At 66.4% G+C, this 20687-nt stretch carries 10 protein-coding genes; 2 read left to right on the top strand and 8 right to left on the bottom strand.

The genetic code is table 11. From position 1 onward, the window contains the following. Nucleotides 1-14: 14 nt before the first annotated feature. The 4 genes from A4249_RS02050 to A4249_RS02035 all read right to left on the bottom strand — a co-directional run bounded on the left by A4249_RS02050 (nucleotide 15) and on the right by A4249_RS02035 (nucleotide 6642). Nucleotides 15-1028, bottom strand: a complete 1014-nt coding sequence (locus A4249_RS02050; RefSeq protein WP_231868751.1) for a LacI family DNA-binding transcriptional regulator — start codon at nucleotides 1026-1028, stop codon at nucleotides 15-17. A 132-nt stretch (nucleotides 1029-1160) separates the two neighbouring features. After that, on the bottom strand, nucleotides 1161-2711 hold the full coding sequence (locus A4249_RS02045; RefSeq protein WP_442854491.1) for a GH39 family glycosyl hydrolase: 1551 nt from the start codon (nucleotides 2709-2711) through the stop codon (nucleotides 1161-1163). A gap of 54 nt (nucleotides 2712-2765) precedes the next feature. Beyond that, nucleotides 2766-4055, bottom strand: coding sequence for a cation:proton antiporter (locus A4249_RS02040; RefSeq protein ID WP_066550539.1), 1290 nt, complete (start codon nucleotides 4053-4055; stop codon nucleotides 2766-2768). A gap of 31 nt (nucleotides 4056-4086) precedes the next feature. Beyond that, on the bottom strand, nucleotides 4087-6642 hold the full coding sequence (locus tag A4249_RS02035) for a glycoside hydrolase family 3 protein (RefSeq protein ID WP_231868750.1): 2556 nt from the start codon (nucleotides 6640-6642) through the stop codon (nucleotides 4087-4089). A gap of 294 nt (nucleotides 6643-6936) precedes the next feature. Here A4249_RS02035 and A4249_RS02030 point away from each other — a divergent pair, with 294 nt between their 5' ends. Together A4249_RS02030 and A4249_RS02025 are read left to right on the top strand one after the other, a co-directional pair. Beyond that, the gene (locus A4249_RS02030) at nucleotides 6937-9204 is read left to right on the top strand and encodes a sialidase family protein (RefSeq protein ID WP_197458441.1); all 2268 of its coding nucleotides are present in this window, start codon (nucleotides 6937-6939) and stop codon (nucleotides 9202-9204) included. Beyond that, a complete protein-coding gene (locus A4249_RS02025; protein ID WP_066550533.1) occupies nucleotides 9201-10820 on the top strand; it encodes an alpha-L-fucosidase in 1620 nt (539 codons plus the stop codon). Before A4249_RS02030 ends, A4249_RS02025 begins: the two co-directional genes overlap by 4 nt. Before the next feature lie 4 nt (nucleotides 10821-10824). On the opposite strand, the gene A4249_RS02020 is transcribed toward A4249_RS02025, so the two are convergent. The 4 genes from A4249_RS02020 to A4249_RS02005 form a co-directional block, all read right to left on the bottom strand. Continuing rightward, on the bottom strand, nucleotides 10825-12786 hold the full coding sequence (locus A4249_RS02020; protein ID WP_066550530.1) for a sialate O-acetylesterase: 1962 nt from the start codon (nucleotides 12784-12786) through the stop codon (nucleotides 10825-10827). Nucleotides 12787-13077: 291 nt separating this feature from the next. Beyond that, on the bottom strand, nucleotides 13078-16014 hold the full coding sequence (locus A4249_RS02015; protein ID WP_156494612.1) for a TIM-barrel domain-containing protein: 2937 nt from the start codon (nucleotides 16012-16014) through the stop codon (nucleotides 13078-13080). A gap of 29 nt (nucleotides 16015-16043) precedes the next feature. Further along, on the bottom strand, nucleotides 16044-17690 hold the full coding sequence (locus tag A4249_RS02010) for a DUF5597 domain-containing protein (RefSeq protein ID WP_066554653.1): 1647 nt from the start codon (nucleotides 17688-17690) through the stop codon (nucleotides 16044-16046). A gap of 73 nt (nucleotides 17691-17763) precedes the next feature. After that, nucleotides 17764-20658 carry a TonB-dependent receptor gene (locus A4249_RS02005; protein ID WP_231868749.1) on the bottom strand — a complete coding sequence of 965 codons (2895 nt, stop codon included), beginning with the start codon at nucleotides 20656-20658 and terminating at the stop codon, nucleotides 17764-17766. Nucleotides 20659-20687: the final 29 nt, after the last annotated feature.

Raw genomic sequence — 20687 nt, 5'->3', positions numbered from 1 at the left:
GCGGAGGGCGGATGTCAATCGTGCGGAGGGGCGGTGCTTTCTCTGGCGATGAACTGGTGGGGGATAGCACCCTCCGCCTCACCATCCCGCCCCAAGATGACCGCGGCCGAACGCGCCATTTCGGCGACCGGCTGGCGGATGGTCGTCAGGGTCGGCCAGACGCTCGCGGCCAGATAGGTATCGTCGAACCCAGCCACCGAAATGTCGCCCGGCGTCGACAGGCCGGCCGCATGAACGGCGGCCAAAACTCCGGCGGCCATATCGTCGTTACTGGCGAAGATTGCGGTCGGCCGGGGCGAGCGCGCCAGTAGTCTCTGTCCCGCCTTGAAGCCCGAGCGATAGGTGAAGTCGCCGGGCTCAGCCCACATCGTCGCGCCTGCAACCGAATCGACGGCGGCCTGAGCGCCCTGGCGGCGATCGGCGCTGGCGCTCTGGTCGGGATGGCCTTCGACGAAGCCGATGGCGCGGTGACCCAAATCCAGCAGATGCCGCGTCATCTCATGCGCCGCACCCTGATCATCCACCCGTATTGAGATGAGGCCGTCCCGCAGCGCGGGGGCCGCCAGAACTACAGCCTTCATCCCGCTGATCGCGATTGCGTCCAGTGTCGCCGCCGATTCGCCCAGGGGCGGCGGCACGATCACCCCTTGAGCTCCGCCGGCCGCTAGCCTCTGCACCGCCTCCCGCTCCTCCTCGGGCGCCCCTGGCTGAGACGGTTCGATCAGCAGCAGAAGGCCAACCGATCGCGCCCCATCCAGAGCGCCAGACAGCAACTCGGCCAGATAGGCGCTGGACGGGTTGGCGTAGAGAAGACCGATCCGCCCGCCCCCGGCCCGCGCCAGGATCCGCGCGGCGGGATCGGGGACATAGCCGGTCTCGCGGATGATGGCTTCGACGCGCTCGCGCGTCGCCTCGCGCACCCGCGCATCGCCGTTGACCACCCGCGATACGGTCATGGGCGAAACACCGGCGAGACGCGCGATGTCGCCCATGGTGTAGTTGCGGCGGGGATTCTGTTGATCGGTCACGGCAAGGACAGCAGCACGCTCGACACGGCGCGTCCACCATTCCGGCGCACACCGCTCGATGTTTACCGCAACCCGCTCGCGGCCATGGACGGATCGCCGCCGCCCGAACCTACGTCAGACACGCTTTGCCGCTCAGAGATCGGACGACGCGCCGATTTCGACCAGCACCACATCCTGGACACGCATCGGCAAATCCACCTGCGTGGTTCCGTCAGCGCCAGCGGTGACTGTGACAGTCCTGGGCTCGTCCAGGGTCAAGGTTTGCAGGGTCTCCAGTTGCCCTTCGGACAGCGTCGCGGGCGAACCCATTTCGAGATAGGCGGTGTAGGCGTCATTGGACTTGAAGCCGACGCGCCGGACCGAGGCGGTGTACGCGCCGGGTCGAATACCCCGCAGGACAATCTGCAACGGCGCGGCCGCCGCCGGCTCGCGCACCTGGCGGAAAAAGGGCCGATTGCTGACCGACTGATCCGGCAGTTCATAGCGCCAGGCCAACACCTGGACCGTGTCGCCCTTCAGCGTGGCGATGCTCTGGTCGTCGCCGGTCGGCAGTTCGCGGTCGCCCAGGCTGTTGAGGTATTTGTAGGCGAACCAGGTCGGCTTGCGCACGCCCTGCGGCGTCATCAGGCCGAAGCCGCCGTCGAACGGCTTCGTCTGCGGGCCCGGCTCCTCGAACAGGTCGCTGTAGGCCCAGTAGCTCATACCTTGCGCCAGACCTTCGCTTCGGTGCAGCTTGTCCAGCACATAGGCGGCGCCGAAATAGTCGTCGTGGATCGGATCGCGCGGATTGTAGCTGGTGCTCCATTCCGTGAAGAACAGCGGCAGCTCCGGACGCGTCGAAGCCTCGATCTCAGCCCTCACCTTGCGTACGTCGCTGACGATGGCGTCGGGGTTGCGCGACAGCTTGTTGTCGCCTTCGCCCTTCTCGTCCAGAAAGCCGCCTTCGACGCCATAGGTGTGGGTGGTGACGAAATCGACCGGCGCCCGATGTTGATCGGCGTGGGCAAGGAACTCTGGGACCCAGGCCGCTCCGGCCGTCGCCGGCCCGCCGACGCGAAGTGCGGGATCGATCGCCTTGATCGCCTGCGCCGTCCGTACGTAGTAGTCGAAGTAGGCCGCCTGATCGGCTCGCTCCCAGAATCCGTCCAGGTTCGGCTCGTTCCAGAACTCGAAATACCACGACCGGACCTCGTCGATCCCGTACCGGTCGATCAGATGCCGCACGAAGGCGTCGACTAGCCCGACCCATTTTTCGGGCTGCGGGTGCGAGGTGTTGCCCTTCCAGTAGAAGAGCGTCTGGTCTGACGTCTTCATCGCATCGGGCGTGAAGCCCAATTCGATGAAGGGCTTGATTCCGATGGCCAGGAAGCTGTCGTACAGATGGTCGATCCTGGTCCAATCATAGACGGGACGGCCGTCCACCTCGCGATAGACGCCCATGTCGTCATGGAAGATGTCGTGAAAGCGGATGTAGCGAAAACCCAGCTCGTCGCGCGCCGTCTTCAGCTGCGCCAAGGCCTCGGGCCGAATGGTCGTGCCGGGATAGTCTGCGCCGACCGAGAACTCGGCCATGCGATCGCGGGGCGTGGACGCACCGCCGAAATCGACCGAAATCACCCTTGGTCCTGCCGTCTGGGCGTTCGCACCCATAGAGGCGCCGACAAGCACTGCGACCAGCGCCAAGCCTCTGATGTGCAAGCATTTCACAGGAATCGCCCTCAAAATGTGGACGTGGATTTAGGCGCGCATCGGCGCGGCGTCGTCGTGATCACCGGTCGCGCCCAGTTCGCCCCGCTCTCTCGCCTTCCTGCCGTAAACCCATTCGAACAGGGGGGAGGCCATCAGGGTGGTGAGGATGGCCATCAGCACCAGGATGGAGAACAGGGCCGGGCCGATGACGCCCTTTTGTAAGCCAATGTTGATGATGATCAGCTCCATCAGGCCGCGCGCGTTCATCAGGGCGCCGATACCCATGGCCGTGGCGTTGTCCTGACCGGTCAGGCGCGCGGCGGCCCAGCAGGCGCCGCCCTTGGCCAGGATTGAGCCCAGCAGGATGACGACGGTCACAGCCAGCAGCCCCAGGCTGTTGACCATGGTCAGCTGTGTGTTCAGCCCCGAGAAGGTGAAGAACATCGGCAGCAGCACCAGCACGGCGAACGGCTCCAGCTGACGCTTGACCTCGTCGCTCAAGAGACCGCGCGGCATGGCGACGCCCAGGATGAAGCCGCCGAAGACGGCGTGAATGCCGACCGCATCCATGGCCCAGGCGCTGAGCATGAACAGGATCAGCACGACCCCCAGTACCGTCGGGCTGAGCCGCCCTTCCCGCTCGACGATCCGGCCCAGCGGCGCCAGCAGCTTTGGCCCCAGCGTCAGCATGAACAGGGCGAAGGCGCCGCCCCCCGCGATGGCCGTCACCGCCACCATCGGCCCGGCGCCGAAGCTGGCCAAAACGATGGCCAGGACGCACCAGGCGCCGGCGTCGTCGATGGCGCCCGCCGCCAGGGACAGCGAACCCAGCCGCGTGCCGCTGAGCCCCCGCTCATGGATGATGCGCGCCAGCATGGGAAAGGCCGTGATCGAGATGGCCGCGCCCATGAACAGCATGGCCTGCCAAGTCTGGATGCCCTGCCCGAACAAACCCTCAGCGACCAGCCAGGGCGCAATGGCGACGGCGACCAGGAAGGGCGCCGCCATGCCCGCCAGCGACACGGCAGCCGCACTTTTCGCATTGGCCCTGAAGTGGTCGCGACGGAAGCCAAGCCCGACCAGGAACATGTAGAGGCCAACGCCCAACTGGGCGCCGACGAACAGGATCGACCGCGACTCCTTGGGGAACAGGGCCGCCTGAAGATCGGGCGCCAACAGGCCAAACAGCGATGGCCCGAGGACCACTCCGGCGATCATCTCGCCCACCACCTGCGGCTGGCCGAGGTAGCGTTTGGCCAGCCAACCCACGATGCGGCAGGCGGCAATGATGGTCGCCATCTGCAGGAAGAAGGCCACGCTCAGTTCAGCATTGGTCACGCGGCCGGTCCCCCCGTTGGCGAGCGCCAGCCTACTGCGTCGGACAGACGGCGTCGCCCTCGTTTGAGGCCAGGCGGATATCCTCGACGGTGACCGCAAAGTCGGCAGCGGTGCGCAAGCCCCAGGGTTGGTCAACGGCGGCGATGTCGGCGCCGCGATCGCGCAGGCACGACAGCCGCACCTTCAGCGTGCGCCATTCGCCGACGGGGGCTGCAGCGATCAGGCTGGAGATATCGACCGAACCTGCGCCCAGGGTCAGGAACACCGGCCCCTTGGGCCGGGCGTCCACGCGGTAGCGGAAGGCGATGGCCATCTCGCCGTTCGACTGGCGCGTCAAATCGACCGGCTGCGCCGCGATCAGGGCCTGCCCCCCGCCCTGCGAGAAGGTCAGGGCGCGCGCCGATTCCTGGCCGGCGCCGTCGGTGGATCGCACCGAGACGCCGCCGCGCGGACTGGCGCCGCTCTTTTCAGAACCCAGACGGAACTCGCCGCCCGCATCGCGCAGCATCAGCGACCAGGGCGCGACGAAGCGGCCGTCGACGAAGTAGCGGTCCAGGCTGCCGACCGCCCCGACCACGCCGCTGTCTTCGGACAGGGCGCCGACGCGGGTGTTGCGCGCATAGGTCAGGCCGTAGCCATAGGCGAACTGCGGGTCATAGCCGGGCTGGCCCACATTCAGCGGCTCGCCCTTGGCGGTCTTGGGCCAGCTGAAGGACAGGGTTCCGGTAAAGTCGTTGCGCGGCTTGCCCGCCGCATCGCCGACCAGCACATCGGCGATCCCGCCGCCCTCCGTGCCCGGCAGCCAGGCGGCGACGAAGGCGTCGGACGCATTGATCTCGGGGTTGGTCCACATCGGGCGGCCCGACAGGAAGACCGACACGGTCGGAATGCCCGCCGCCTTCAGCCGCTTCAACGTCTCAAGCGGTTCGGTCGGCAGGAAGTCCAGCGTGTCCACGTCGCCCTGGAACTCGGCATAGGGCGTTTCGCCGAAGACGACGATGGCCACGTCGGGTTTCTGGGTGAAGGAGCCATCGGCGCTGAGCGTCGCCTGACCGCCGCCGGCGGCGACCGCCTCGCGGATGCCGCCCCAGATTGACTGGCCGTTGGGGAAATCGGCGTTCGAGTTGCCCGTGCCCTGCCATGTCAGGGTCCAGCCGCCCGAGGCCTGGCCGATGTCGTCAGCGTGACCGGCGACCAGCACCCTCGCGCCCGAATGGATCGGCAGGACCGAGCCCTCGTTCTTCAGCAGCACTAGCGACTTGCGCACCGCTTCGCGCGCCAGGGCGCGGTGAGCGGGCGAGCCCAGCTCGTTCAGATGCCCCTCGACCGGGCGGCTATCGTTGAACAGGCCGGTCTTGACCTTGACGCGCAAGATGCGGCGCACCGCCTCGTCCAGGCGCGCCATCGGGATTTCGCCCGACTTCACCTGGGCCAGGGTCGAGGCATAGAGCGGCTTCCAGCTGTCGGGCGCCATGAACATGTCGATGCCGGCGTTGAAGGCCAGGGCGCAGCTTTCGTTTGAACAGCCCGGCAGCTGGCCATGGGCGTTCCAATCCGACACCACGAAGCCGTCGAAGCCCAGCGGGCCGCGCAGCACGTCGGTCAGAATGGTCTCGTTGCCCGAGTGTTTGACGCCGTTCCAGCTGGAGAAGCTGGCCATGATCGACAGCACCCCGGCGTCGATGGCCTGGGGATAGCCGGACAGATGGGTGCGGATCAGCTCCTGTTCCGATCCCGCAAAATCTCCCTGGTCCTTGCCGCCCGTGGTGCCGCCGTCGGCCAGGAAGTGTTTGGCCGATCCGGCGATATGGCCGGCCGCCAGCGGATGATCAGCCGAAAGCGCGCCTTGCAGGCCCAGGGTCATGGGTCCGGCATAGCTCTGGGCCACCTCTGGGTTCTCGGCATAGCCTTCGTAGGCGCGACCCCAGCGGTCGTCCTGGGGCACGGCCAGGGTGGGGCCGAAGGTCCAGTCGGCGCCGGTCACCGCGACTTCCAGCGCGGTCGCCTCGCCGATGCGGCGGATCAGGTCGGGATCGCGCGCGGCGCCCAGGCCGATGTTGTGCGGAAAGATGGTCGCGCCGACGATGTTGTTGTGACCGTGCACGGCGTCGATGCCATAAATCAGCGGGATCCTGGCACCCGGCCGCTGGGCCGCCGCCGCGCGGAAGGCCCGGGCCAGTTCGACCCACTTGTCGGCCGAGGCGCGCTCGTCCCCGCCAGGCGACGAGTTGCCGCCCGCCAGGATCGAGCCCAGCGGATAGGTCAGCAGGTCCTCAGGCTTGATCGAGCCGATATCGGCCTGGATCGTCTGCCCGACCTTCTCCTCCAGCGTCATCCGGCTCATCAGCTCGCTGACGAAGGCCTCGGTCGCCGCATCGGTCATCGCCGCCGGCGACGCCGCACGCGGCCACAGCGCAGGATGGGCGCGGGTCGCATCCGTCACGATCGACGCCTGCGCCGTCACCGCCTGAACCGGAACAGCGCGAACCCTGCCAGGATCAATCGCGCACGCGCTCGACATGAGGACAAGGCCCAGCGCCAAGGTGGAAACGGCGCTTTGGCGAGAGTTCAGAATACGCAGGGTCATGTCGGTTCATCAGCCTGTCAGCAGATCATGTGACAAAAGACCCGGCGCGACCACGCAGGTCGCGCCGGAAGTTCGCTCAGGGTTTGTGAAAATCAGGGCGTGGTTTGACGCGCCGACAGCGGCGAAATCCGTTTGAACCCGAGGTTCGCTCCCTAACGCCGTTGACCGACGCCTGATTTTTACAGACGCAACTTGATGCACCTATAACAATGATGTCAACTGTTTAAGTTAGCGCTAACATTGAGAGGCAGGTCAATGCCTTCGATAGGGGGAGGACGCGGCATGACAACAAGCGTGACGCGACGCACCGCCGGGATGATGGCGTTTTCCGTCGCCTGCGTGGCGACAACCGGAAAGGCGTGCGCAAAAGAGCCCCCCCGCTATGTCTGGCGCAACGTCGTGGTCGGCGCGGGCGGGTTCATTCCCGGCATCGTGTTCAGCCCCATCGAGCGCGGGCTGGCCTATGCGCGATCCGACATGGGCGGCGCCTATCGGTTTGATGCCGCCGCGGGCCGCTGGGCGCCGCTGATGGATTCCAGCCCTCTGTCCGGCGATTTCGGCATTGAGAGCATCGCCGCCGATCCTGTCGATCCGAATATCGTCCACGCGGCCGTCGGCGTTCACAGAGGCGATCCCGGCGCCATGCTGCGCTCGACCGATCGCGGCGAGACATGGCGGCGAACCGACGTCCCTTTCCGGATGGGCGGCAACGAGAACGGACGCGGGCTTGGCGAACGGCTGGCCATCGATCCCAATGACAACCGTATTCTCTACTTCGGATCGCGCCATGACGGGCTGCAATGCTCGACTGACGGCGGCGCAAGTTGGCGCAAGGTCGATAGCTTTCCACTGAAGGGTCTGGGTACGCCCACCGACCGCAGCACCCACGGCGGGCTGAGCTTCGTCGTCTTCGATCCCCGCAGCGGCCAGGGCGGTCAGGCGTCCCGCACGCTGTTCGTCGGGGTCGCCGATCCGCACGAACACGCCCTGTATCGATCCGACGACACCGGTCGGACGTGGCGGCCGGTCGAGGGCGGACCGCGCCCCGAGCTGTCGGCGGCCAAGGCGGAACTGGACGACCGGGGCATCCTCTATGTGACGTGTACGCTGGGCATCGGACCGAACGGCGTGACGGACGGTGCCGTCTGGCGGCTGGACACGGACACCGGCGCCTGGAGCGATATCAGCCCGCCCCGCCCCCAGACCGCACAAGGGGGCGGCCTCATAGGCGTTGCGCTGGATCGCAACCGGCCGGGCGTCATCGTGGTCTCGACCTTGAACCGCTGGCAGCCCGGCGACACCCTCTGGCGCAGCACGGACGACGGAGTCAACTGGACCAGTCTGCGGGAAAAGGCCCGGCACGACGTCAGCGCGACGCCGTATCTGAACTGGGGCAATGACAAGCCCGACTTCGGCTGGTGGATCGCCGCGCTGGCGCTGGATCCGTTCGACAGCGATCGACTGATCTATGCGACCGGCGCCACCGTTTATGAGACGCGAAATCTGTCCGCCGCCGACGACAATCGGCCGACCGACTGGAAGCCCTGGGTCGCAGGGATCGAGCAGACGGCCGTGATCACCTTGGTCAGTCCGCCCAAGGGACCGCAACTGTTGACCGGCTTCGGCGACATATCCGGCTTCGCCCATGAAGACCTGAACCGCTCGCCCCAGCGCCAGTTCACCACCCCCGTCTTCGCCAACACCAACCAGATCGACTATGCGGGCGCCGCGCCCGACATCGTGGTGCGCAGCGGCACGCCGCACGAGGGCGTGGCGTCGCAAGGGCACGACGGTTCGACCCTGGCCTGGTCGGACGATGCGGGTCTGACCTGGAAGCCGCTGGGTCGGCCCCGGCCGGCTTTGGGCGAGACGCCGGTCGTCGCCGACAATCCGCGCATGGACCTTTATCGCGACGCGCCGATCACCGTGTCGGCGGACGGTTCGACCTTCGTGCTGGGGACGCCTCAGATCGTCTGGTCGCGGGATCGCGGCAAGACCTGGAAGGCGTGCGCGGGCTTGCCGTTGCTGCTGCGACCCGTGGCGGACCGCAAGGACCCGATGCTGTTCTACGCTTTGGATTTCCGCACCGGCCCCTGGTACGTCAGCGTCGACGGCGCCGAGAGCTTCGCCGTCGTGCCGTCGCGCGGTCTGCCTGCGAACACCGCCGATGATCGCCCGACCTGGCGCGAGACCGCCTTCCCGCTGAAGGCGACGCCCGATCATGAGGGCGATCTGTGGTTCGTATCGCGCAGCGGCCTTTATAACAGCCGCGACGGCGGTCAGCGGTTCGACATGATCGATGGCGGGCTGAGCGTCGAGATGATGGACTTCGGCAAGCCGCCCGCCGGATCGACCTACCCTGCCCTGTTCGCCATCGGCACGCGCGGCGACGTCAGGGGCGTCTTCCGGTCGGACGACAAGGGCCGGTCCTGGGTCCGCGTCAACGACGACCACCACGAATACGGACGACGCTTCAGGGCCATCGCCGGCGATCCGCGCGTCTTCGGCCGGGTCTATGTCGCCACCGACGGACGCGGCGTCGTTTATGGAGAACCCGCATGACCCTATCGCGACGTGGACTGCTGGCCGCCGGGGCGTCGGCTTCGATGCTTGGGGCCTGCGCCACCCTGCCGAGCCAAACAGCGACGGGGCCGTTCAAGCCGACTTGGGACAGTCTGGCGGCGGGCTACAAGACGCCCGACTGGTTCCGGGACGCCAAGTTCGGCATCTGGTCACATTGGGGGCCGCAGTGCGTGCCGGAGTTCGGCGACTGGTACGGCCGCCAGATGTATATCCAGGGCAACCCCTTCTATGAGCACCACGTCGCGACCTACGGCCACCCCAGCCGGTTCGGCTTCATGGAGCTGATCGACCAGTTCAAGGGCGACCAGTGGGATCCCGAGGGCCTGCTGGACCTCTATCAGGCGGCGGGCGCCCGCTACCTCATGTCGATGGCCAACCACCACGACAATCTGGACCTGTTCGACAGCGCCCATCACGAATGGAACGTGATGCGGGTCGGGCCCAAGCGCGACATTGTCGGAACCTGGGAGAAGGCGGTGCGGGCGCGGGGCCTGCGGTTCGCCGTATCGAACCACGCGGCCCATGCCTGGCACTGGTGGCAGACGGCCTACGGCTATGACGCCGAGGGGCCGCTGAAGGGCGTGCGTTATGACGCGGCGCGCCTGACCAAGGCCGACGGCGCCGGCAAATGGTGGGACGGGCTGGACCCGCAGGAGCTCTACACCGGCCCGACCTTCGCTCCGCCGGAAGGCATCAGTTCCATCGCCGAGATGAACGCCTGGCACGATGCGCGCGACGGCCAGTGGATCGAGACGCCGCCCGCCAACAATCCGGCGTTCGTGCGGTCCTGGGTTCTGCGACAGCGCGACCTGATCACCAAATACAGGCCGGACATGGTCTATTTCGACAACTACGGCCTGCCGCTCGGGCGGTACGGGCTGGAGGCGACGGCCGAGTTCTACAATGCTTCCCTGGCTTGGCGCGGCGAACTGCCCGTCGTGAACGGCAAGCGGCTGGACGATCTGCAGCGCAAGGCGATCACCGAGACGGTCGAGCGCGGCTTTTCCGACAGTCTAAAGCCGGAGCCGTGGCAGACCGACACCTGTATCGGCGACTGGCACTACAACCGCGCTCGCTTCACCAACCACGCCTACGTCCCGGCCCACAGCGTGGTGCAGCGGCTGGTGGATGTCGTCTCCAAGAACGGCAATTTGATGCTGAACATCCCCCAGCGCGGGGACGGATCGATCGACAGCGACGAGCGCCAGATCCTAACGGACATCGCCGCCTGGATGAAGGTCAACGGCGAGGCCATTTTCGACACCCGCCCTTGGCGCATCTATGGCGAGGGGCCGACGGCGGTCGTGGGCGGGATGCATGGCGAGGGCGCGGCGCGGCCGTGGACCGGCCAAGACATCCGTTTCACCACCAAGGGCGACGTCCTCTACGCCTTCGCGCTGGACTGGCCGCAGGACCGGAAGATGGTCGTGCGGGCGCTGACCCAGCAGGTGGGGCGTGTCGAGGCGGTCGAACTGCTGGGCGGCGGCGCCCTGCCCTTCCGTCAGACGGACGAGGGTTTGACCATCGACCTGCCGGCCCAACGGCCCGTCGCCACAGCGCCCGCCATGAGGCTGAGCGGCGCGGGGCTAGTCTGACCGCTTAGCGGATCTCCGCCTCGAACGGCGCCGCCGGGAGACCGGCGGGGCCGTAAAGGTTGCAGACTGGACTGTCGGCCCAGCAGAAGCGGACCTTGAGGTCGCTCGCGCTGGCGGACGACAGCACCACCTCGTTTTGTGAAAGCGTAGCGTCAACGAAGCGACAGGCGCTGTCGGCCCCGCACAGCTCGAACCCGACCGGGCGGTTCGAGCCATGGGCCACGAGCTGAGCCGAGGCGGCGTAGCGGATGTGGACGCCGTCAGCGTCGCGGGTCACGGTGATCGGCTGGGGCGAGACGGGCTGAGCCTGACCGTCGAGGCGGCGGGCCTCCAGCGCCAGGCGGCGGCCGACCTCCAGCTTGTTGGTCGGGTGGATGTCGTAGCGGTCGCCGATGTCGATGGCGACGGCGAGGCCTGCCAGAGGATCGGCGTTGACGACCGTGCGTTGGCTTTCGCGCAGGGCCGCCCAATAGGAGTTGGTGGGCTGACCGGCCATCGGGCCGAAGTTCGCCAGTTGCACGACCAGCATCCGCATCTCGGGATTTTCGAACCGGGCGCGCCAGTCGGCGAACAGGGCCGGCAGCAGGCGGCGATAACCGACATAGTCGCCAATGTTCGACTCGCCCTGATACCAAGCCAGCCCCTTGAGGCCATAGGCGCCCAGGGGCGCGATCATGCCGTTGTACAGGGTGGTCGTGCCGCTGCCGCCGATCCAGGGGGTGCGCGGCGGATTGGGCAGGTCGCCCAGCGGCGCGGCGACGCGGTGACGCCAGCCCGAAGACAGGCTGACGGCCGTGCCGTCCGCAAGCACCAGCCGCTTGTTCGCCGCCGGTCCCCAGGCGCCGCCGCCGCCGTTCGTGTCCAGCACGCCGACCGCGATCAGATTGCGACCCGCCTTCAGCGTGCCGGCAGGTACGGCGTAGGTGCGCGGCGTGTCCCAGCCCTGCTGGCCGCCGACGTATTGTCCGTTGATCCAGGTGACGTCGGCGTCGTCCACCGGGCCCAACTCCAGCGTCGCGGCCTGACGGGCCTGGGCGGCGGTCAGTTCGATCTCCTTGCGGAGCCAGACGATGCCGTCGAAGGTGGCGAGGCCCGGCACGGTGGACTCCCAAAAGCCCTCGGCGGGGATCGGCGCCCAGTCGGCGTCGTTCGTGCGGGCCAGATGCCAGCCCTGTTTGGTGCCGGGATCATTGGCCCGCCACCAGTCCTGGGTCACACGTCGCCAGATCGCGTCGCCCTGGGCCGGATCGCGGGCGTAAGCGTCCAAGGCGTTCAACGCCTGCTGATGGCCGCCCAGCTTTTCGACGGCGTCGCGGCTCAGCCAGTCCTCGATGATCGACCCGCCCCAGGAGGCAGCGATCAGGCCGACCGGCACGTTTTCGGCACGACGCAGGTCTCGGCCCATGAAATAGCAGGCGGCCGAGAAATCACGCACGCTTTGCGGGCTGGTCACGCGCCACTGGCCGACGGCGCGAGGCGTTGCGGACGGCGCCGGCAGGCTGGAACGACCGACCAGAAAGAGGCGGATCTTGTCGTCGTTGGCGGCGCCGATCTCGCTCTCTGCATTCGTGGCCTGACGGACGGTGAACTCCATGTTCGACTGGCCTGAACACAACCAGACATCCCCGATCATGATGTCGGAGACGTTTTGGGTCGCGCCGGCCGACCGGGCCGTCAGGACATAGGGGCCGCCGGCGGTCAGGGTCGGAAGGCTCGCACGCCAGACGCCGTCGAGGCCGGCCGTCGCTTGGATCTGCGCTTGGCCTAGGCTGACCGAGACGGCGGCGCCGGGCGCGGCCCTGCCCCACACCTTGATCGGACGGCCACGCTGCAGGACGGCATGGTCCTGGAACATGGCGTCGAAAAGAGGAGCCGTGGCGGCCGCCTGGGGCTGGACCTGCGCCTGTGTGGGCGACGCCCCCGTGAGCGCGGCGAAAGCCGCGGCGGCAAGCAAGAACGAGCGCATCCGCGCCTCCGGTCTGTCCGCCGCAGCGGAAGGGTCGAAAATGCACCGCACCCCGAAATGGCGTGCAAAGTGCAAGACAGTGCAATTTCCGCCCGGCCGATCATCAGCCGGTAGGGCCGAGCGAATTCTTCGCAGCCGTCGGGATCGGGGCCTAAGATGTCAAAGATCAGGTCCCGATCATAAGGCGGCTGGACACCCTGTATGGAAAGCGCCCCGATCTTTCTTCAAAGTCCCGTCATAACAACAGGTTGAGCATCGACATCATGTCCGATGTCGATGCTCGGTCTTGGTTCAACGCCGAACCTCCACAGCCTGGCCATTGTATTGGATCGTCCTGGCCGGTGCGGCGTCGAAGTTGCCGACATCGGCGCCCGGTCCGCTGACGAAGCGCACATTGATGGTGCGGTTCGCCGGCATGGTCGGATAGGAACCCGTCCGCGCGCCGATGGTCAGGACGCCTGTGGCGTCGTTCCAGGTCATGGGGATGTTGGAAAACTCGCCGCGCTCATAGGCGTAGGTCGTGCCCTGATCCTCATAGAGGGAGAAGGAACCGTTCGCGCCGGTATAGACGATCAGGGTCAGCGGGCCGTCCAGCTTTTCGGCCGTGTACTGGATCGCCGGGCCGGTGGGCAGGATGGAGCCGGCGCGGACGAAGACGGGGATCTTGTCCTCGGGCGCCTGGACCGTGACGGAACGACCGCCCGCGAACTTCTGGCCGGTCAGCATGTCGTACCAGTCGGCCCCTTGCGGGAAATAGACCGAGCGGCTGCGCGCCTTGTATTCCGTCACCGGGGCGACCAGCAGGGCATGGCCGAACAGGTATTGGTCGTTGATGTCGCGCGCCTTCAGGTCGGACGGGAAGTCCATGACCAGGCCGCGCATGATGGTGGCGTCACGCTGATAGACGTCGCCGGCCAGGCTGTAGATATAGGGCATCAGCCGGTAGCGGGTGCGCATCTGCTGGGCGTAGGCGTCGTAGAGCGACGTGCCGGGCTGGGCCAGATTATAGACCTCGCGCAGCGGGAACTCGCCGTGCGAACGGAAGATCGGCGACCAGGCGCCGAACTGGAACCAGCGCAGGTTCAGCTCGTCCCACTCGGCCTTGTCCTCGGGCTTCATGCCGGCCGGGTTGGAATAGCGGGCCTCGACCGCGAAGCCGCCGATGTCGTGGGTCCAGTTGGCCAGGCCCGACAGGCCGGTGTTCACGCCCGCCGAGATCTGGTCCTTCAGATTGTCCCAGCGCGCCACCACGTCGCCCGACCACAGGGTCGAGCCGGTGCGTTGCAGGCCGCCCCAGGCCGAACGGGTCAGGATGTAGGTCCGCTCGTCGCCCTTCTCGCGCCGGAAGTTGTTGTAGACGTTCTCGGCGTTGACCAGCGGATAGGAGTTGAAGACGTAGGCGCCCGGACCGATGGCGGTCGGCCCCATGCGCAGGGTCCGCTCTGGGATGTCCAGATTGGAGTGCATGTCCGGCTCGACCGAATCCAGCCACCAGCCGTCGAAGTTCATGCCCTTGAAGCTGTCGGACATCTGCTTCCAGTACAGGTCGCGGGCGGCGGGCAGATACGGGTCGTAGAAGCTGTTGGCGTAGCCGGGTCCGACCCAGTCGCGCGCGCCGACATCGACGTTGCGGGTATACATGCCGCCGATGGCGTCCAACTGCTTGTAGTGATCCGTCGTCGGATAGAATTTTGGCCAGACCGAAATGATGATGTTGGCGTTCATGTCGTGAACGTCCTTGACCATCTGGGTCGGGTTCGGGAAGCGCGCGGGGTCGAACTGGTGTGAGCCCCAAGCGTTTTCTGGCCAGTAGAACCAGTCCTGAACGATGTTGTCGATCGGCAGCCCCAGCTCGCGATAGCGCCGTACAACGCCGGTGACCTCGTCCTGGGTGTTGTAACGCTGGCGGCTCTGCCAGAAGCCGTAGGCCCAGCGGGGCAGCATCACCGACTTGCCGGTCAGACCCCGATAGTTCGAGATCACCCCGTCCAGATCGTCGCCGCCGATATAGTAGTAGTCGATGGCCGTGCCGACTTCCGAAGCCAGGCTGAGCGCGCCCAGATCGGCGGCCGGCAGCGGGTCTTGGTGACGCAGCGAGATATAGCCGTCTTCAGGGATCCATTCGATCTTGATCGGCACGCGCGTATTGGCGGCCATCTGGACCTGGAAGTCGTGATCGAACGGGTTCCAGTTCTGGCGCCAGTTGTCCTCGACCATCCGCCCGTCGATCCAGACCTTGGCATAGCCCGAGGAATAGAGGCGGAACTTGTGCAGGCCGGCGGCGGCGGTCTCAAGCGTGCCTTCCCAGACGACCTTGACGCCGTCCTGGCCGGGCTTGCCCATGTCGCCGGTCTGGACCGGCTGGCCCGGCTGGGACTTGAAGCCTTCGGGCCAGCGCGACCATTCGCGGATGAACTCGTAGTTCACCTCGGTCTCCTGACGCTGAACCTTCAGCTGGTCGTTCTGATAGTAGCTGGCGGTCAGGCCGCCGAACCGACCGGTGGCGTCGCGGACGATGAACTGGTCCGCAATCATGCCGTAGGGGCGCGGGTCGCCGAAGCGGGTGATCGAGTTATTGTCCCACAGGACGCCGTAGTTGCGGCTGGACACGACCAGCGGAATGCCGACGTCGATGTTGTGCTGGGCCAACTGAACGTCGTGGCCCTTGTAGTTCATCACGCCCTGCTGGTGCTGGCCCAGGCCGTAGAAGGCCTCGTCGGCCGGGCTTTCCCAGACCTGGCGCGTGGCCAGGAAGCGGTGGTCGCCCTTCTGGTCCTCGACCGTGACGGGGCTCAGCTCGCGGCTGCCGGCCCGTTCCTTCAGCACCTCTTGGCCGTTCTCGTCGAGGAAGCGGACGGCGCCGGTCTCGCGCGAAACCTCCGCCGTCGCCTCGGCGGTCTTCAGCACGACCAGGTCGCCGCGGGTCTCGACCTGGAACGGCGTCGTGGTCGAGGGCTGTGCCGTGACCATCAGGCTGGCGGGCAGTTCGAGGTCCGCATTCTCGGTTGCGGTGACGCGAATGGTTTCGGGACCGTAGACCTCAAGCCGGACGCGACGGGCCGCGCCCTCGGCCGGGGTGACGACAATGCCGGTCGCCGTGCGTTCGAACGCCGCCTGCTGGATGGCCCCGGCGGAGGCGCCGTTCATCAGCCCCTGCCCTGCGCAGGCGGCCAAAGGGGCGGTCATCAGGGCGGCCAGGAACAGGCGGCGGGCGAGGGTCGGGATCATGGCGGGCGCTCGCGTTACTCTTGCAGGGTTCAGTAGGTGGCCGTGACGACGCGCAACAGCTGCGGTCGATCGGTGGAGAAGTTCAGGCCGTAATCGACCTGGTCGCCGTTCCAGATGCGTTCGAACACCCATTTGCCAGCGTCGTCGAAATGGCCTTCCTCGACGCGCAGGACCATGCGGCGCTTGCCGTCGGTCGAAGGCTTGGCGGCGAAGTCGATGCGGATGCGGTGACCGGCCAGGATGAATTGACCCGGCTCGATCTCGGCGATGGCGATGGCCCCGTTCGGCTGGGCCGAGGCGGCGGGCACGTCATTGGGATCGATAGGCTGGCTGCTCGGTCCGAACTGCCAGCGCTGATAGCCAGTTGTAGCGGTCCAATCGCCCAGGTCGATGACCTCGGGCTTGCGGTCGTCAGGTTCGGCTGCGCCCCAGACCTTGCCCTCGAAGGCCAGACGCGCCCAGGTGCGCTGCCACGGTCCGATCAGGCGATAAAGGTCGCGGAACGGCTCCAGCGTCTTCTCGGTGATCTCCTTGGCGCCCAGCGGATAGTTGGAATAGCCGGTGTAATCGATGCCGAAGGGCGAAAAGCCGATGCCGCCCCGGCCCAGTGTCTCCATCAGATAGCGGGCGTATTGCGTGTCGCTGCCGGTCTCGGCGACGAACAGGGCGTTGTCGGGCCGGGCGTAACGATCCAGGTGGGCTTCGTATTCGCCCGACTTGCGCGTGTAGATGTCGGGCGACAGGAAATCGACGGACGGGGCCGCGGCCTGCCACACCTCGATCACGTTCCAGGTCGGGCCGCCCGAGGCGTAGGTGGCGGGATCCTGATCGTTCGTCGGGTCGCGCAGGGCGGCGTTGACGTACATCGGCAGCGGATATTCCGCCTTGCCGGCGGCGGCGACCTGACCGACGTAATGGCCGATGGACCAAGCGTGGAAGAACTCGTCCGCGTCCTTGCCGAAGACGGCGGACCAGGTTCCGGGCGCCTTGCCGGTGCGGTCCAGCAGGGCCTGGGGCACGGGGCCGTCGAAGGCGGCGCGGGCGGCGGGGGAGTAGTCACGAACGGGGCCGTAGGTGCCGACCTCGTTCTCCGGCTGGACCATGATGACGGTGCGTTTGCGCTCGTCCACCTGACGGATGTGGCGCATCAGGGCGGCGAAGGCGCGGGCGTCGGCGGCCAGAGTCTCAACGCCATAGGGCGACAGGGCGTAGCTTTCCTTGCCACTCTTCTCGATCAGATGCGGGAACCGCTCGGGGTTCAGCTTGACCCAGGCGGGCGCATAGGCCGGGGCCGTGTTCTTCCAGGTGGCGAACCACAGGAAGACCACGCGCATGTCGTTGGCGCGGGCCTGTTCGATGGCGTGATCGACGAAGGAGAAGTCGAAACGCCCCTCCTCCGGCTCGATCTGTTCCCAACCCAGCGGGATCTGGACCGTATTGGCGCCGATATAACGGAGCGCCGGCCAGGCCTGGGCCAGGGGCGCCGGATAGTTGGACGAGTTGTTGACCTGTCCGCCCAGGATGGTGAAGGGCGCGCCGTCCACCATCAGAGCGTGACGGCCATTCTGTTCAACCAGTTGCGGAATGGGCGACTGGGCGAGAACCGACGAAGCTGCGGCGGCGACCAGGGTCGCGGCCGATAAGGCTGCGGCGAACCCGCGTGTGAAATAGCCCATCGCCGCCTCCCAACGTCGACAAGAAAAAGATCGGGGCGCCGACGACCGCCGGCGCCCCGTTGTCAAAGCCCGATCAGAAGGCGGCGCGCAGCACCACCGCGATCCGGCGGTCGGTATCGACCCAGTTGTAAGGCGGTTTGCGGGTCTCGCTGCCCACCTTCAAGATCGTCCGTTCGTTCAGGATATTGGTCGACTGAACGCCGATCTTGATGTCCTTGGTCAGGTTATAGAAGATCGAGCCATCCAGTTGGCCGTAGTCGCTGGCCCACACCGGGGCATTCACGTTCGCCGCCGAGGTCGTCAGCAGATATTCCTCGCGCCAGTTGTAGGCCAAGCGCGCGGAGATGCCGTACTTCTCATACAGAATGGCGGCGTTGTAGCTGGTGCGAGACATGCCTTCGAGCGGCAGGGTGCTGTCCGAGGCGGCGCCGTTCTGGGTCGTGTCCAGGATGTTCTGGCTGGTGTTCTTGCCGCCGTCCGAGCTGATGTAGGTGAAGTTGCCCTGGAAGCCGAGGCCGCTGAAGGCGCCCGGCAGGAAGTCGAAGAACTGCGAATAGGCCAGCTCGAACCCGTCCACCGTGCCCTCGGCGCCGTTGGTGTAGCGCGTGATCAGGAAGTCGTAGGTGACGCCGCCGTTGGTGATCGACTGCGTTTCCGTGCCGGTGAAGATGTAGTCCTTGATGTCCTTGTGGAAGGCCGCGAACGTCAGGCTTCCGGTGGGCGCGAAATACCACTCCAGGCTGGCGTCGTAGTTCGTCGCCGTGATCGGACGCAGCGCCGGATTGCCGCCCACGCCGGTGAAGGGCGTGGTTGGGTTCAGGGTGTAGCCGTCGGGCTGGAAGTTGATCGACAGGTTGGTGAACGGCTGGAGCTGATACATCTCGGGCCGCACCATGGCGCGCGAGATCGCAAAGCGAGCCTGCAGGGTGTCGCTGAGGAACCCACGCAGGTTCAGGCTGGGCAGCCAGTTGGTGTAGCTGCTTTCGACCGGCTGTCCGTCCAGGGATCCGCCGTTCACGAACCGAACCGCCTGATTGAAGGCCGCACAGTTGGCGCCCGGCGCGTTGGCTGGCGGACAGGCGCCCTGGATGGACGGCAGGGTGGTCACCGTGTTGGAGGTGGTCTTGGTGTCCACCGCGCGCAGGCCGATGTTGCCGTCGAAGGCGCGGCCGAAGAAGCCGGTGTCATTGCCGAACCGGGCATAGACGTAAGCGGCCTGCGTCTTCTCGGTCAGCTCCGTGATGCCGCCGTTGCCGCCGCCAAGGCGATAGCTTTCATAGTCGTCGCTGAGCGGCGTCCAACCCCAGCCCGAGCTCTCTGTGTTGCGCAGGATATCGTAGGCATAGGCCGTGCCCTGGTTCAGCAGGCTTTCAGCCGGGAACCACGCCACGCCCGGAACCGGCGCATCGCCGCGGAAGAAGTTGTCGAAACGATAGAGGGTAGACGAGTTCGGCAGACGCGGGTCCTGCGTGCCGCCCGGATAGCCCGTGTCGTCCAGATAAACGACTGCGCCGCCGCCGTTGCCCCAGTACTGGTTGGACAACAGGCCCCAGTTATAGCCGGTCTGGCGGTTGGTGTAGTTCTTCTCGGTGCCGCGAACGCCGAAGGCGACGGATTTGAAGAAGGACGAGTTCTCGTCGAAGTCGTAACGGGCGTCCAGGCGACCCGCCAGTTCGTCGGCTTCGTTGTCCTCGATGTGATCCATGGCCGCCGCCCACCAGTAGGCGGACTTGTCTTCAGGCGTGCCGCCGGTGGAGGTCACGGTCGGCAGATCGCCGTCGATGGTGATCGACAGGTCCGGACGGTTCTGAAGCTGAGTGAAGGCCGTCATCGAATAGATTTCGGCCGAGGACTTCACATATTGCAGATCGCCCGAGAACGACCAGGCGCCGCCAGGCGTGTACTGGAAATTCAGCGCGACATCGCTGGTCTTCTTGGTGTCGTCGCCGACGCGGGTGTCGGTGTTCCAGGTCGCGGCCGGAATATTGCCGCTCAGGAAGACGTTCTGGTCGTCATACCGATAGCTGGAGTTGGGCGAGACGATGCTGTCGGTGCCCAGCGCATATTCGACATTGTAGGCGTCGGCCTGCGAAGCCAGACCCTGCAGGGTGAACAGCCACTGATCGTTCGGGCGCCATTGGGCGGCCAGTGCGACGGCGGTGCGCTTCTGCTCCCAGTCGATCGTGCGCCAGCCCAGATATTTGGGCACGAACACAGTCTCGCCAGCCGTTCCCGAACCATCGGTGCTGGCGTTGCCGGCGTTGAGGGTCACGGGATCATAGCGGTCGACCGAGATCGAATCCGTGCGGTTGCCGACGTTGGAAACGCTGACGTTGGCCAGCAGGCCGATCTCGCCGATGCCGGTTTGCCAACGATCGGTCGCCAGGATGCTGCCCGACCAGAAACCTTTTTCGGACAGGTCGCCGTAGTTGTAGTCGGCGTTGATCGCCAACAGCGGGTCGCTGTTGTCGAAGGGAACCCGGGTCCGCAGATTGGTCGTGCCGGCGATGCCGCCCTCGATCATGTTCGCCGCGACGTTCTTGTAGACGTCCACGCCGGCGAGCAGGTCCGCCGACACGTCCTCGAAGCTGAGCCCGCGACCGTTCGAGGCCGAGAAGATGTCGCGGCCGTTGGTTTCGGAACGCACCCACGACAGGCCGCGGATGAAGACGCCGCCGCCCTCTGCCGCCAGACGGGCCGGATCGCGTGCGGCGTTCGTGCGCTGAAGGGTGACGCCTGGAATGCGCTGCAAGGCCTCCGACACCGAGCGGTCCGGCAGGGCGCCGATATCCACGGCGGTCACCGAATCGACGATGACCTCTGAGTTCTTCTTGATGGCCTGGGCCGAGCGGAGCTGGGCGCGGATGCCGGTGACCACGACCTCATCGACCGTCGTCGCATCATCCGACTGGGCCGGGGCCTGTTGGGCCAACACGGCGGTCGGCAGCGTCGCCGCGACCGTAAGCAAGGATGCTCCGCAAAGCAGAGCGACGCGAC

The sequence above is a fragment of the Brevundimonas sp. GW460-12-10-14-LB2 genome (genome assembly GCF_001636925.1).
Classification (GTDB): Bacteria; Pseudomonadota; Alphaproteobacteria; order Caulobacterales; family Caulobacteraceae; genus Brevundimonas; species Brevundimonas vesicularis.
Note: the sequence above shows the minus strand (reverse complement) of the source record. Positions and strands in the feature narration are given on the sequence as shown.